The organism is Oxalobacteraceae sp. CFBP 8761 (genome assembly GCA_014841595.1).
In the GTDB taxonomy this organism is placed as follows: domain Bacteria; phylum Pseudomonadota; class Gammaproteobacteria; order Burkholderiales; family Burkholderiaceae_D; genus Telluria.
The window spans coordinates 2,548,491-2,561,437 of the sequence record JACYUE010000001.1 but is presented as its reverse complement, the minus strand read 5'-3'; the positions used below and the strand labels follow the sequence as shown (position 1 = coordinate 2,561,437).

Below are 12,947 nucleotides of genomic sequence, written 5' to 3'. Positions count from 1 at the left end.
CGCCAGCCGATTGGCTGGCGTTGTCTTGACTGGCAGGCTGGCCTGACGGCGCAGCCTTCAGGATCAGTCGTCCTGCTGCACGCAGTCGACGAAGTAGCCGCGCTTGCCATCGACTTCACGCTTGACCAGGCCGTGCACGTCGGTCTCGAAGCCCGGGAAGCGCTCGTTGAAGTCACGTGCAAAGCGCAGGTAATCGACGATCGTGCGGTTGAAGCGCTCGCCCGGGATCAGCAGCGGGATGCCCGGCGGGTACGGCGTCAGCAGGATCGCGGTGATGCGGCCTTCGAGTTCGTCGATTGCCACGCGCTCGATCTTGCGGTGTGCCATGTGCGCGAACGCGTCCGACGGCTTCATCGCCGGGATCATGTCCGACAGGTACATCTCGGTCGTCAGGCGCGCCACGTCGTGCGACTTGTAGAACGTGTGGATCTCGGTGCACAGGTCGCGCAGGCCGTGCATTTCGTAGCGCGGGTTGGCCGCGGCGAACTGCGGCATCGCACGCCACATCTGCGCGTTGCGGTCGTAATCGTCCTTGAACTGCTGCAGCGCCGTGACCAGCGTGTTCCAGCGGCCCTTGGTGATCCCGATCGTAAACATGATGAAGAACGAGTACAGGCCGCACTTCTCGATGATGACGCCGTGTTCGGCCAGGTACTTGGTGACGATCGAGGCCGGGATGCCGGTCTCGCCGAACTGGCCCGACAGGTTCAGGCCCGGCGTGACGATGGTCGCCTTGATCGGGTCGAGCATATTGAAGCCCGGGGCCAGGTCGCCAAAACCGTGCCACGATTCTTCGGCGCGGATCATCCAGTCGTCCTGCGTGCCGATGCCTTCTTCCGAGAACTTGTCCGGACCCCAGACCTGGAACCACCAGTCGGTGCCGAAGTCCTGATCGACCTTCTTCATCGCGCGGCGGAAGTCCAGCGCTTCCAGGATCGACTCTTCGACCAGCGCGGTGCCGCCTGGCGCTTCCATCATCGCAGCGGCGACGTCGCACGAAGCGATGATCGAGTACTGCGGCGAGGTCGACGTGTGCATCAGGTACGCTTCGTTGAAGGCGTCCTGGTCGAGCTTGACCGACTGCGATTCGCGCACCAGCACTTGCGAAGCCTGTGACAGGCCGGCCAGCAGCTTGTGCGTCGACTGGGTCGAGAAGATCATCGACTCTTTCGCGCGCGGACGGTTCTGGCCGATCGCGTGCATGTTCTTGTAGAAGTCGTGGAACGTCGCGTGCGGCAGCCACGCTTCGTCGAAGTGCAGCGTGTCGATTTTACCGTCCAGCATTTCGCGCAGCGTCTCGACGTTGTAGACCACGCCGTCGTAGGTCGACTGGGTGATGGTCAGGATGCGCGGCTTCTTGTTGACGGCTTCGCGCGCGAACGGATTGGCTTCGATCTTGCGGGCAATCGATTCGGGCGTGAATTCGGACAGCGGGATCGGACCGATGATGCCTAGGTTGTTCCGGGTTGGCATCAGGAACACGGGAATCGCGCCGCACATGATGATCGAGTGCAGGATCGACTTGTGGCAGTTGCGGTCGACGACGACGATGTCGCCCGGCGCGACGGTCGAGTGCCAGACCATCTTGTTCGAGGTCGAGGTGCCGTTGGTCACGAAGTAGCAATGGTCGGCGCCATAGATGCGCGCGGCGTTGCGTTCGGACTTGGCGATCGGGCCCGTGTGGTCCAGCAGCTGGCCGAGTTCCTCGACCGCGTTGCAGACGTCGGCGCGCAGCATGTTCTCACCGAAGAACTGGTGGAACATCTGGCCGATCGGCGACTTCAGGAAGGCGACGCCGCCCGAGTGGCCAGGGCAATGCCATGAATACGAACCGTCGTAGGCGTAGTTCACCAGCGCGCGGAAGAATGGCGGCGCCAGGCTGTCCAGATACGCCTTGGCTTCGCGGATGATGTGACGCGCGACGAATTCGGGCGTGTCTTCGAACATGTGAATGAAGCCGTGCAGCTCCTTGAGCACATCGTTCGGGATGTGGCGGCTGGTGCGGGTTTCGCCATAGATATAGATCGGGATGTCCGCGTTCTTGTGGCGGATTTCCTTGACGAAGGCGCGCAGGCCGACCAGCGCCGAATCGGTGTCTTCCAGCGAGCCGCTGCCGAATTCCTCGTCATCGATCGACAGCACGAATGCCGATGCGCGCGACTGCTGCTGGGCGAACTGGGACAGGTCGCCATAGCTGGTCACGCCAACGACCTCCATGCCTTCTTGTTCCATCGCTGCCGCGAGGGCGCGAATGCCAAGGCCGGAGGTGTTCTCCGAGCGGAAGTCCTCGTCGATGATGACGATGGGGAAACGAAATTTCATGGACAGCTCCAAAGCGAAGCGCCGTGGGGAGCGGCCGCGCCATCCCGGATCATTCCGAAGTGGAGCAGGGCCGCCGCGCACGGCACCGTAGAAAATGAGTAGCGGATTTTCGCAGAAATTGCGGGCTCCGGTGCAGGTTTTTTTGCCGGCATTGATGCCAGCTTGTTTGCTACATTAACCACTCACGCAGTTCAGTGTCGCACCCTAGCTGTCCAGATGGCGCCCGGCGCGCCTAACCCCCTCGGTCAGCAGCGCGGCAGCCAGCGCCGCGCCCAGCGGCACGGGCGACAATGCCGTCGTAGTCCCTTCCAGAAACGCGAACAGACCGAGCGTGATGCCGAAGGTGGCGACGGCGCCGGTCAGCGTCAGCAGCCACGTGCGGCGCGCCAGTAGCGTGATCGCGGCCAGTGAAATTGCGATCTGCTGCGCCACCGACGCTGCCGCCCACTGGCGCTGGCGGTGCAGCGCTTCTTCGGAGCGCCGGTTCCAGTCGCGCGACGACGCCTCCCAGCGCTCTGCTTCCTTGCGGATGACGTCTTTCTCGAGGCGATAGCGCTCGGCCTGCTGGGTGTAGCGGCCAGCATCGACGCCGGGCAGCGTGGCGGCCAGTTCGGCCAGATTCTGGCGGCTCGACTTGGCCTGGTAATGGGCCCAGGCGTTGGCCGCACTGGTCTTTTCCATTGCAGCCGTCGTCTTGAACAGGCTCGCGTCGTTGTGCGACGAGGTGCCGAGAAAGGCAAACAGCGTGCCGATCGTGGCCAGCACCGCGATCAGGACAGCGACGCGGCCGGCGAAGCCGTCACCGCCGCGCGAACCAGGGGGGCGGAGCGCGCTGCTCATGGCGCGCCCTTGCTGGCGCTGCGTTGGTAAGTGACGTAGGCGTAATCGAATCCGGGCGCGTCGTCGCGCTGCGGCTGATGGTGCGTCTCGCGCGCGGTCTCTATCCACACGGCAGGGTCGATCGGCGGGAAGAACGTGTCGCAGGTGAAGCGGTGATCGATGTGCGTAACGATCATGGCGTCGGCCTGGTCGATTGCGGCATTGAAGATCTGCGCGCCCCCGATGATGCTGGCTGGCGCACCGTCCAGCAGCGCGATGGCGGCATCGAGCGATGGGGCGCGCTCGGCGCCGTCATGCGACCAGTCGGCATTGCGCGTAATGACGATATTGCGCCGGCCCGGCAGCGGGCGGCCGATCGAGTCGAACGTCTTGCGGCCCATGATCACCGGTTTGCCGAGCGTGACGCGCTTGAAGTGTGCGAGGTCGTTCGGCAGGTGCCATGGCATGCGGTTGTCGATACCGATGCCATTGTCCCGGTCGATGGCAACGACCAGGGTCAGGTGCGCGGTCATGGCAGGGGGCGCGTGACGGTCGCGGCGTTGGAAACTGGCATCAGAGGGTCCTGTGGTGTCTGAAGGTATCAAGACCTTGCATCATACCAATCTTTATACCGTTAATCGACAGCAGGTGCAGCAATCTGCACGGTATGCGCTGTACTGACAACAGGTTGGCGTCGCCGGGAGGGGTAACCATATCAAGCGGCTCGCGATTGATCGGCCAATCCGGGCATGCAGGCTGCGTCGGGAAAACAGTAATAAAAAGTAAGCAGTATGTACCGTCCCCGAGCGCCGGGGTAATGTCAGCGCCTAGTTGGTACCGGGCGCAAGCGGCACCTGGTGCGCATGTCTTTGCATGTGAAACCCCGAGTAAACGGCTTTCATCGACTATCCAGGTCGTCTGTCAAGAACAGCACGTGGACGCGAAACGAAGATGGTTTGCGAAGCGGAAATTTACGTTGCTAGTTGTAATTTATATATTTTGCTGCGTCGCGTCAAAACTAATGACTTTGAAGCTTAATTAGCATATAGTCTATTTATGTTATTGATGTGCATCAAATGATGCAAACATTATTTTGCTTTAGTCCTTGATGAAGTCGGTTTCATTTTCTTATTTTTGAGTGGTACGCGTTTCGCTGCGCTGCAGCAAACAATTGGATAGGGACGCAAATCCTGCCTCTGCGGCCGCAAAGGAGCGGTATCGGGTAGCTGAGGCATCTGCGCAAGCAGCTCTTTGCGCCGTTATCGTGGTCGCAAGCGTTCTCAGTAGGTGCTCGCAAGATGACATACCTGCTGGCTGAAATTTGCGCACCTTATTCAATTCATGATGATTGGATCTGTCACGATGAAAAACCTCGACCCTGCTACCGTTGTTGGCGAACACGATAAACATCGATCGCTGGATGCCGCTGGCGAACTTGGGTCACTGCTCAAGAAGAGTAGTGCGCAATCGTCGGCTCGGTACTGGCTGCCGTTCTTCATCAATCTGCTTAAGATCGCCGACATCGCCGTCCTGCTGCTCGCCGGCTTTGGCGGCTTCTTCGTACGGTTCGGCTTCGATGCCAGACTGACGACGGCTGGCCACCTCTTTATTTACCTGAGCACGCTCGTCATCATTGTGTCGCTGCACTGCGCGCAGGCCTATCGCGAGCGCGAGATCCTGTCACTCAATGCCCTCCTGAGTAAGTTGGGTCTGGGCTTCTTCGGTGGTCTTTCGCTGATCATGATCGTCGGCTACCTGTCCGGTACCTTGCCGGAGTTTTCGCGCGTCTGGGTAGCAACCAGTGCCTGCGCCTGGTTCGTGCTGCTGCTTGCAAATCGCCTCATCCTCACACGGATGATTTACCGTGCGCGCTTGGCAAACATGCTCGACGAGTCGATCATCGTCGTCGGCGCCAACGAGCGCGCTGAACTGATTGTCAATGCGATCAAGCGAAACAGCCACGCGAACATCCGCGTGCTGGGCGTGTTCGACGACCGCGTCGAGCGGGGCATTCCGGAATCGCTGCGCCAGCACATGCTGGGTTCGACATGCACGATGCTCGATTACATCCGCACAAATCCCGTTGACCGTGTCGTGGTAGCGCTACCCTGGCTCGCGACCGAGCGTGTCGAAGCGTTGCTCAAGAAACTGCGCACAGTGCCTGTCAGGATTGACCTGGTGCCCAACAACGTCGTCTGGCAATTCCCGTCCATTAATATGGAACGCTTGGCAGGCGTTCCAGTCCTGACGATCGCCAACAGCCGCATCGGTGAGCAGATGGGCCGTCTGAAGCGGATCGAAGACCTCGTGATCTCCAGCATACTGCTCGCCCTGGTCAGCCCCGTGTTGGCAATCATCGCTCTCGCGATCAAGTTCGACAGTCCCGGCCCGGTCATATTCAAGCAGCGGCGCCATGGTTTCAACAATCAGGAATTCGAAGTCTGGAAGTTCCGCTCCATGAAGTTCGACGACTGCGCCAGCGCGGAAGTCAAGCAGGCAACGCGTTTCGACAGCCGGGTCACGCGTGTCGGCAGCTTCCTGCGCCGCAGCAGCCTGGACGAGCTGCCACAGCTTTTCAATGTGTTGTTCGGGCATATGTCGATCGTCGGTCCGCGGCCCCATGCGATCAAGCACAACCTGGAATTCGGCGCAATCATTTCGGAATACTACGCGCGTCACAACGTCAAGCCAGGCATCACAGGTTGGGCGCAAGTGAACGGATTTCGTGGAGAGACCGATACGCTGGACAAGATGCAGCGCCGTGTCGAGCACGACCTGCACTATATAGAGCACTGGTCACTCGCACTGGATTTGAAGATCCTCGTCATGACGGCATTTTCCGTCTGGTTCCACAAGACGGCGTATTGACATGTGCCGTGGATGGGGAGCGCGTGATTCTGCCAGGTCTGTCTCGACCCCGGCCGCGCCGGTTCGATCAAGGCCGGACTGAGCTCCCAACCCGTCGTTGCCAAGCGCGCGTAACGAACACGTGTCAGTCGTGTTATGTAGTAGAATTGCAACTTATCCTGATAAAAAGACATGTTTGCCCGTTGGGCTCATTCAGTCTTTGGACACTGTTTGAAAGTGCACGGCGTGCATGTTTTGCAAGCGAGCGGGAAGAAGCGTGAAACATATTATTTGGGATTGGATTCTTCTTGTACTTACTGCGAATCTGCGAACGTCATGTTGAGTCCGTCGCATCGCGAGCAATGCGACGGCTGCCAGTCAGCCGCCTGTGTTCCAGGCTGACAGGGGCGGGTTGCATAGCGCTGATTTATTCCCTGTCCAGCATGCCGGCAGTGTCGGGCACTCTGCAGCCGTTCGTCACTGCCCGTATACAACATGACGATAACCTGTTTCGCGCGTCGGACGATGAATCGGCACGGTCGGGTGCGCGTTCCGACACTTACCGGAGTGCCGGCGGTGGCGTGCGTTTTGAGCGTCCTGTCAGTCGTCAGTTGTTCAGCGGCGTTGCAGACTTCGCGTCCGTGAAATTTGATCGCAATAGCCAGCTGGACTATCTCCGCAAAGACATCCGCGGTGACTGGCAATGGTTCGTTGCATCACGTTTCGATGGCCATGTCGGCGGCTATTACCGGCAAGAGCTGGCGTCGTTTGCCGATTTTGACGTCGTCCAGCGCAATCTGCGGATCAGCAAGAGGCGTTATGCGGACGGTCGATGGCAGTTTCATCCGAGCTGGCAGTTGCGTGGTGAGGTCTCGAAAGAGGAGAACTCCTATGAGCTGGCCTCGCAGCGCGCCAGTGATCGCGTCGAGGATTCCTGGGTAGCAGGTGTGGACTATCTGGCGCGCAGTGGCAGTACAGCCGGGTTCCAGTTGCGCCGTTTGCAAGGAAATTATCCCAACGCGGTGATGGCTGGCGGCGTGGGCTCCTTGATCAATGGCTATGTCCAGGATGAGGCAAAGATCAACGTGCTGTGGATGGCGACAGGCAGCACGCAGGTCTCGTTTCTCGGCGGGTGGGTGAAACGCAAGCAAGAATCAGCGTTCGATCGTGATGACAGCGGGACGAATGCACGCATGGTTATCAACTGGTCACCAGCAAGTCGCGTGAAAGTCGTCGCCCAAGGCTGGCGTGAATTTACCGCCATTGACGGCGCCCTTATCGACAGCGCATTGACGAAGGGCGCGAGTGCGCTCGTGACCTGGGAATTCTCCGCAAAAATCAATGGTGAGGTGGATTGGAAGACCGAAACGCGCGAATTTACACCCTATACCGGGACGGCCCAGGTGATGGCGTCCCCGTTGGCTAGCGACAGCCGTGATACAGCCTCCGTGGGACTTGTCTACAAGCCGCTGCGTAACATCACGGTGAAGGCGAGTGTATTCCGCGACCAGCGCAATGGTAGTCTTGCAGCCGGCACGAACAGCTACAAGGCCAACGGCGCCTCGCTGAGCGCTGTCCTGCAATTTCATTGACCGATGACAGGGATGGAAGCGCGGCATCAAGCTTGTACGCCATGACCTGGCATGAACCACCAATCCGAATTGCACTATCGACACTTTTGTAAATGAAATGAGCTCAATATGAAACGAATCTTGCTTGGTATGTTCGCTGTCGTTCTGGCGTGGAGCATGGGAGCGGCACGTGCCGATGAAATGGTGCTCGGCGGCGGCGACGTCGTCAAGATTTCCGTGTTTGGCAATCCTGATCTGGGCGTGGAGACACGTGTCAGTGAGTCGGGCTTCATCACCGTACCGCTGGTGGGGCAAGTTGCCGTTGGTGGATTGTCGAGCGCCGCTGCAGAAGCGAAAATTGCCTCCATGCTGGAGCGCGGCGGCTTCGTGAAGAAGCCGCAAGTCAACCTCCTGATCACGGCGCTGACCAGCCAGCAGGTATCGGTACTCGGTCAGGTCAAGAACGCCGGTCGCTATCCCATCGAAGGTCGCCGCACTGTACTTGACTTGCTGGCGCTTGCCGGCGGCATCGGCATTGATGGTGGCGACATCGTGACTGTGGTGCGCACGCGTGACGGCAAAATTTACAAGGAGCAGGTCGATACAGCGGAACTGGTCCGTAATACTGATATGGCATCGAATCTGGATGTGCAGGGTGGCGACACGATCTTCGTGGAGCGTGCGCCGCGCTTCTACATCTACGGCGAAGTCCAGAGACCGGGCATGCTGCGCCTTGAGCGTCAGATGACTGTTCTGCAGGCGCTGTCGGCCGGCGGCGGCCTGACCCCGCGCGGTACCGAGCGCGGCCTGCGCATCAAGCGCCGCGACGAATTTGGCAAGCTGCAGACCATTGATGTCAGGGGCGATGACCTGTTGAAGCCTGACGATGTCGTGTACGTCAAGGAAAGTTTGTTCTAAGCCCAATGTCATTCAGTCCCGGAGCGCGCCGCGCGCGCTCCATTGCATGTTTTGAAAGCCATCATGAATCCAACTGTGTTGTTACTCGCCTTGCGCGCCCGCTACAAGATCATCCTGCTCACGCTGGCCATGACTATTCTTGGCGCCGTGGTGATCAGTCTGATCCAGCCCAAGAAGTACGTGGCAGGCGTGTCGATGGTCGTCAATTACAAGGGAGTCGATCCGGTAACCGGGCTGAGCGCGCCAGCACAGCTGATGCCTGGATATATTGCGACCCAAGTCGATATCATCCGAAGCAAGAGTGTCGCTCTAAAAGTCGTCGATGATCTCAAACTGGCCAGCGGCCCCGGTGTGCAAGCCAATTTCGAGGCGGCGACTGGCGGGCGTGGTACCCTGCGCGACTGGCTGGCCGAGTCGCTGCTAGGTAGCCTGGACGTGGTGCCAGCACGCGAGAGCAGTGTCTTGACGATCAACGTTCGCGGCACTGATCCGCAATATGTGTCGATGGTGGCCAATGCCTTTGCGAACGCGTATCTCGACGTCAGTGTGCAGCTCAAGACCGATCCGGTGCAACGGGCCAGCGGTTACATTACGTCCCAGATCAAGACCCTGCGCGACCGCTATGAAACGGCACAGGCGCGTCTGTCCAAGTACCAGAAGGACAACGACATTTACAGCGCTGACAACCGACTGGATGTTGAGACGACACGTCTGAACGAACTGTCGAACCAGCTCGTCACGGTCCAGAGCCAGAGCATGGATGCAGATTCACGCCGCCGGCAGGTTGAAAACAACGCCGGCAATTCGCCCGACGTGATGAACAATCCGTTGATCCAGAATCTTCAAGGCAGCCTGTCGCTGGCCGAAGCCAAGTTTGCCGACACCGCACAGCGTTTGTCGCCGAATCATCCTCAATACATGGCCGCCAAATCGGAAGTGGACAAACTGCGCTCGAACTTGCAGGCGCAGATGCGCATCTCGTCCGGCAGCGTCATCGCTTCCGCCGACATCAGCCAGCGCCGTGAAGGCGAATTACGCGCCGCAGTGGCGGCGCAGAAGGCGAAAGTGCAAACCCTGAACGGCGCGCGCGATTCCTTCAACCTGTTGACCAACGAAGTGGAAAATGCGCGCCGCGCTTACGAGTCGGCAAGTGCCCGCCTGAACCTGATCAGTCTGGAAGGCGAGTCCAAGCAGGCCGATATCGCCGTGCTGACGGCGGCCACGCCGCCGCTGCATGCATCTGGTCCACGTCTGTTGCTGAGTATTGCCCTGGCGCTCGTCGTCGGCACCGTTCTTGGCCTGGGTGCTGTCCTGGTCCTGGAACTGCTGGACGCGCGCGTGCGATCGGCGTCGCATCTGGTCAGCGCGTTCGATCTGCCGCTGCTCGGCGTGATCAAGAAGCCCCGTGCAGCATCCCGCAGGAACGTATCCCCAGGATCGTCGGGCAGCGGTCGCGCGGGCAAACTGGGGCGCTCGGCAATCCCGGCGCCTCGGCCTAATGTATAGCATGGAGCGTTGATTATGAATTCCACCAACCCACCCGAAGCATTCGTTACTGATCCGGGCCGCGATGAGCGCCCGGCCAGCCGCCATACAGACGATTCCATCGGCGCCATCTTGATCCGCAGTGGCCGTCTATCGGCGCTCGATGCCGACAAGGTGATGCGTTTTTCGCTGGCGCGCAATATGCGCTTTGGCGACGCCGCCGTTGAAATGGGCGTGCTCACGGCCGCCGACATCGAGTTGGCGCTGTCGCACCAGTACGACTACGATTACCTTCTGCCGGGGGAGAGCGCCATCAGTGCAGACGTCATCGCCGCTTACGAGCCATTCACCGCTCGCGTTGAATCGCTGCGCGCGTTACGTAACCAGCTGATGTGGCGCTGGTTCGACACGGGGGCCGACCGCCGCGCCCTTGCAATCACGAGCGCCGAATCCGGCGATGGCCGGAGTTTTCTCGCGGCGAACCTGGCTGTGGTGTTTTCGCAGCAGCATCAGCGCACGCTCTTGATCGACGCCGACTTGCGTTCACCGCGTCAGCACACGCTGTTCGCACTGGAAAACCGCGACGGCCTGTCGGCCATGCTGGCGGGCCGCAGCGGCAGGGACGCTATTCAGCGTGTCCCTGCGCTGGCAGACCTGTCGGTTCTGACCACCGGTGCGCTGCCGCCGAATCCTTCGGAATTGCTGGGTCTCCCGTCATTCGGGCGCCTGCTGCGCGAATTGGCTGCTGACTATGACGTGATTTTGATCGACACCCCATCCGGCGAAATGTACTCCGATGCTCAGCTCATCGCCAGCCGCGCCGGGGCAGCCGTGATCGTTGCGCATCAGGACCAAAGCCAACTGAAAAAGATGCGCGAGCTAGTCGCACTATTGGGCGATGCCCGCGTGCATCTGGTGGGAACCGTTCTTAACGAGTATTGACGGTGCGGATTGCCTATTTGATTCTGGCGCACGACCGTCCGGCGCATCTGGAGCGGCTGGTGCAGCGTCTGACGGCGCCAGGCGTCGCGTTTTTTGTACACATCGACGCCAAGGCGGATCAGAGCCATTTCGCTTCCCTGGCGCCGGCGGTGACGTTCTGCACGCGCCGCATCAATGGCGCATGGGGCGATATGTCACTCGTCGAGGCCACGCTCGAATTGATGAAGGTAGCGATGTCCGCATCGCATACCTTCGAGCGCTTCGTGCTGCTCAGCGGCGCTTGCTACCCGCTGCAGACCCCCGGCTACATCGACGCCTTCCTCGCACGCCATCGCGGCACAGAATTCATTGAGGTATTTCCACTGCCGGACGTGACGTATAACAAGCCGATCGAACGGATTACGCGCCTGTGGATACGCAAGGGCAAGCCGCTGGCGCGCCTGCGCTGGCCGCTGCAGCGCGTCCTCAACCGCATTTTGCCGCTGCGCGACTACAAGACAGTATTCGAGGGCAAGGAGCTGGTCACTGGATCGCAGTGGTGGTGCCTGAGCGGTGAGGCAGTACAGCACGTGCTCGATGTCACGGCAAACCAGCCGGCGATCTACCGATTCTGCAAGTTCGTCGACTGTCCCGATGAATTTTATTTTCAGGTCATCCTTTGGAATTCGCGGTTCAGGGCCAGCATCAGCCATAGTTTGACGTATACCGACTGGATGCCCGGGAAAACCGGCCCCGAGCTGATCGACGCCAGTCATTTGCCGACGTTTGCAGAACCGGTCATTCTCGATTCAGTCAACAACAACTGCCCCAACGAAAAGCGCGAAGTGCTCTTCGCGCGCAAGTCATCCAACTCGCCGGCCACCGTGCTCGACGCCATCGATGGCTTTGCGGCGCAACGCCACGCCCATCCAGGCGCTCGTCCGGACGAGGCGACATATAGGGTCCAGAATGGCCAAATTTGATATTTTGCTGCCCGTGAAAAACGGGAAAGCGTTTTTGGCTGAAGCCATCGACAGCGTTCGTGCTCAAACCTTCACCGATTGGCGGCTGCTCGTGCTGGACCATGGCTCGACCGATGGCAGCCGCGAGATGGCCGAGGCTTATCATGCACGCGATCCGCGTATCCAATTGCATTCGTTCCCGCATGCACAAGGTTTGTCCGGCCTGCTGAACTGCGGCCTTGACATTGCAGATTGCGAGTTTGTGATGAGACATGATGCCGACGACATCTGCTTGCCTGAGCGCATGGCGGTGACGCTGGCTGCGTTCGAAGCACGACCGGACTGCGCCGCCGTTGGCGGACAGGCGGATGTGATCGACGCCGCAGGTAACAAGATCGGGGACATGAGCGTTCCGGTAGGCAGCGCGCGCGTCAGCGCCGCGAGCCTATTCCGCAATCCCGTCATCCATCCGGCGGCGGCGCTGCGCTTCGACGAGGTCCGGAAGCTTGGTGTGCGCTACGGAGTCGACATGCTGAAGGTTCTTCCCGAGCACCAGCGCCTCGAGGTGCCAGGGCTTGCCGAGGATTACTTCTTGTTCGGGCAGTTGGCGGTCATGGGGAAGGTGACGAACCTGCCGCAAAAGCTGCTTCGCTACCGCTGGCACGGCAACAACGTCAGCGCCGCCCGCTACGTCGAACAGATGGAGATGTCTCTGGCAATTTCGCGCTCGTTGACGCGTTCGTTCTGCACGATGCACGACATTCCCTGGTTCGACCCGGCGCCGTTCTGCAACCATGGCGGCATCCTGTTCGACGTCGGCGGCCAAATGAATTTTGATGTCGAATACGCCAGGATGGCCGATGCCCTGCGCCGCGGCTTCGGCCCATCTGTCGAGCTGGAGCGCGAGCTCTCTTATCGCAAGACGATCTCGACCCGAAATGGGGCGGCGCTGCTATGGCGTTACAACCGTTTTCGTACTGCGCATGTTCCGGAAACGAATGACTGGAGCGCGGTTCGTGGCTGGCTAATCCGGCGCCTGCCCGGCAAGCGCCGACTCAGTGTCGCCCCAGAATTGGCTTGATGATGTCTATTAACTCGTTTA

10 protein-coding genes are annotated in these 12,947 nt (G+C 60.0%); 7 read left to right on the top strand and 3 right to left on the bottom strand.

Annotation, left to right across the window (positions count from 1 at the left end; genetic code table 11):
- Positions 1-63: 63 nt before the first annotated feature.
- The 3 genes from IFU00_11105 to IFU00_11095 form a co-directional block, all read right to left on the bottom strand.
- The gene (locus IFU00_11105; GenBank protein MBD8542830.1) at positions 64-2,322 is read right to left on the bottom strand and encodes an arginine/lysine/ornithine decarboxylase; all 2,259 of its coding nucleotides are present in this window, start codon (positions 2,320-2,322) and stop codon (positions 64-66) included.
- Positions 2,323-2,526: 204 nt separating this feature from the next.
- Positions 2,527-3,162 carry a DUF4337 domain-containing protein gene (locus IFU00_11100; GenBank protein ID MBD8542829.1) on the bottom strand — a complete coding sequence of 212 codons (636 nt, stop codon included), beginning with the start codon at positions 3,160-3,162 and terminating at the stop codon, positions 2,527-2,529.
- Complete coding sequence (locus IFU00_11095; GenBank protein MBD8542828.1) at positions 3,159-3,674, bottom strand: dihydrofolate reductase; 516 nt, start codon at positions 3,672-3,674, stop codon at positions 3,159-3,161. Before IFU00_11095 ends, IFU00_11100 begins: the two co-directional genes overlap by 4 nt.
- Before the next feature lie 829 nt (positions 3,675-4,503).
- Between IFU00_11095 and IFU00_11090 the strand changes: the two genes are divergently transcribed.
- The 7 genes from IFU00_11090 to IFU00_11060 all read left to right on the top strand — a co-directional run bounded on the left by IFU00_11090 (position 4,504) and on the right by IFU00_11060 (position 12,926).
- A complete protein-coding gene (locus IFU00_11090) occupies positions 4,504-6,009 on the top strand; it encodes an undecaprenyl-phosphate glucose phosphotransferase (GenBank protein ID MBD8542827.1) in 1,506 nt (501 codons plus the stop codon).
- Positions 6,010-6,440: 431 nt separating this feature from the next.
- Positions 6,441-7,580 carry an outer membrane beta-barrel protein gene (locus IFU00_11085; GenBank protein ID MBD8542826.1) on the top strand — a complete coding sequence of 380 codons (1,140 nt, stop codon included), beginning with the start codon at positions 6,441-6,443 and terminating at the stop codon, positions 7,578-7,580.
- A gap of 108 nt (positions 7,581-7,688) precedes the next feature.
- Positions 7,689-8,477: a polysaccharide export protein EpsE gene (gene epsE, locus IFU00_11080; protein ID MBD8542825.1), complete on the top strand. Its 789-nt coding sequence runs from the start codon at positions 7,689-7,691 to the stop codon at positions 8,475-8,477.
- Positions 8,478-8,540: 63 nt separating this feature from the next.
- A complete protein-coding gene (epsF, locus tag IFU00_11075) occupies positions 8,541-9,983 on the top strand; it encodes a chain length determinant protein EpsF (protein ID MBD8542824.1) in 1,443 nt (480 codons plus the stop codon).
- Positions 9,984-9,998: 15 nt separating this feature from the next.
- Positions 9,999-10,904 (top strand): chain length determinant protein tyrosine kinase EpsG, encoded by a 906-nt coding sequence (epsG, locus tag IFU00_11070; GenBank protein MBD8542823.1) that lies wholly within the window; start codon positions 9,999-10,001, stop codon positions 10,902-10,904.
- A gap of 2 nt (positions 10,905-10,906) precedes the next feature.
- Positions 10,907-11,866, top strand: coding sequence for a hypothetical protein (locus IFU00_11065; protein MBD8542822.1), 960 nt, complete (start codon positions 10,907-10,909; stop codon positions 11,864-11,866).
- The gene (locus tag IFU00_11060; GenBank protein ID MBD8542821.1) at positions 11,853-12,926 is read left to right on the top strand and encodes a glycosyltransferase family 2 protein; all 1,074 of its coding nucleotides are present in this window, start codon (positions 11,853-11,855) and stop codon (positions 12,924-12,926) included. Before IFU00_11065 ends, IFU00_11060 begins: the two co-directional genes overlap by 14 nt.
- Positions 12,927-12,947 lie beyond the last annotated feature (21 nt).

Bases quoted from the DNA above. Each gene is read 5' to 3' on its own strand.
- IFU00_11105 (MBD8542830.1), bottom strand. From the start codon at position 2,322: ATGAAATTTCGTTTCCCCATCGTCATCATCGACGAGGACTTCCGCTCG.
- IFU00_11100 (MBD8542829.1), bottom strand. From the start codon at position 3,162: ATGAGCAGCGCGCTCCGCCCCCCTGGTTCGCGCGGCGGTGACGGCTTC.
- IFU00_11095 (MBD8542828.1), bottom strand. From the start codon at position 3,674: ATGACCGCGCACCTGACCCTGGTCGTTGCCATCGACCGGGACAATGGC.
- IFU00_11090 (MBD8542827.1), top strand. From the start codon at position 4,504: ATGAAAAACCTCGACCCTGCTACCGTTGTTGGCGAACACGATAAACAT.
- epsE (MBD8542825.1), top strand. From the start codon at position 7,689: ATGAAACGAATCTTGCTTGGTATGTTCGCTGTCGTTCTGGCGTGGAGC.
- epsF (MBD8542824.1), top strand. From the start codon at position 8,541: ATGAATCCAACTGTGTTGTTACTCGCCTTGCGCGCCCGCTACAAGATC.
- epsG (MBD8542823.1), top strand. From the start codon at position 9,999: ATGAATTCCACCAACCCACCCGAAGCATTCGTTACTGATCCGGGCCGC.
- IFU00_11060 (MBD8542821.1), top strand. From the start codon at position 11,853: ATGGCCAAATTTGATATTTTGCTGCCCGTGAAAAACGGGAAAGCGTTT.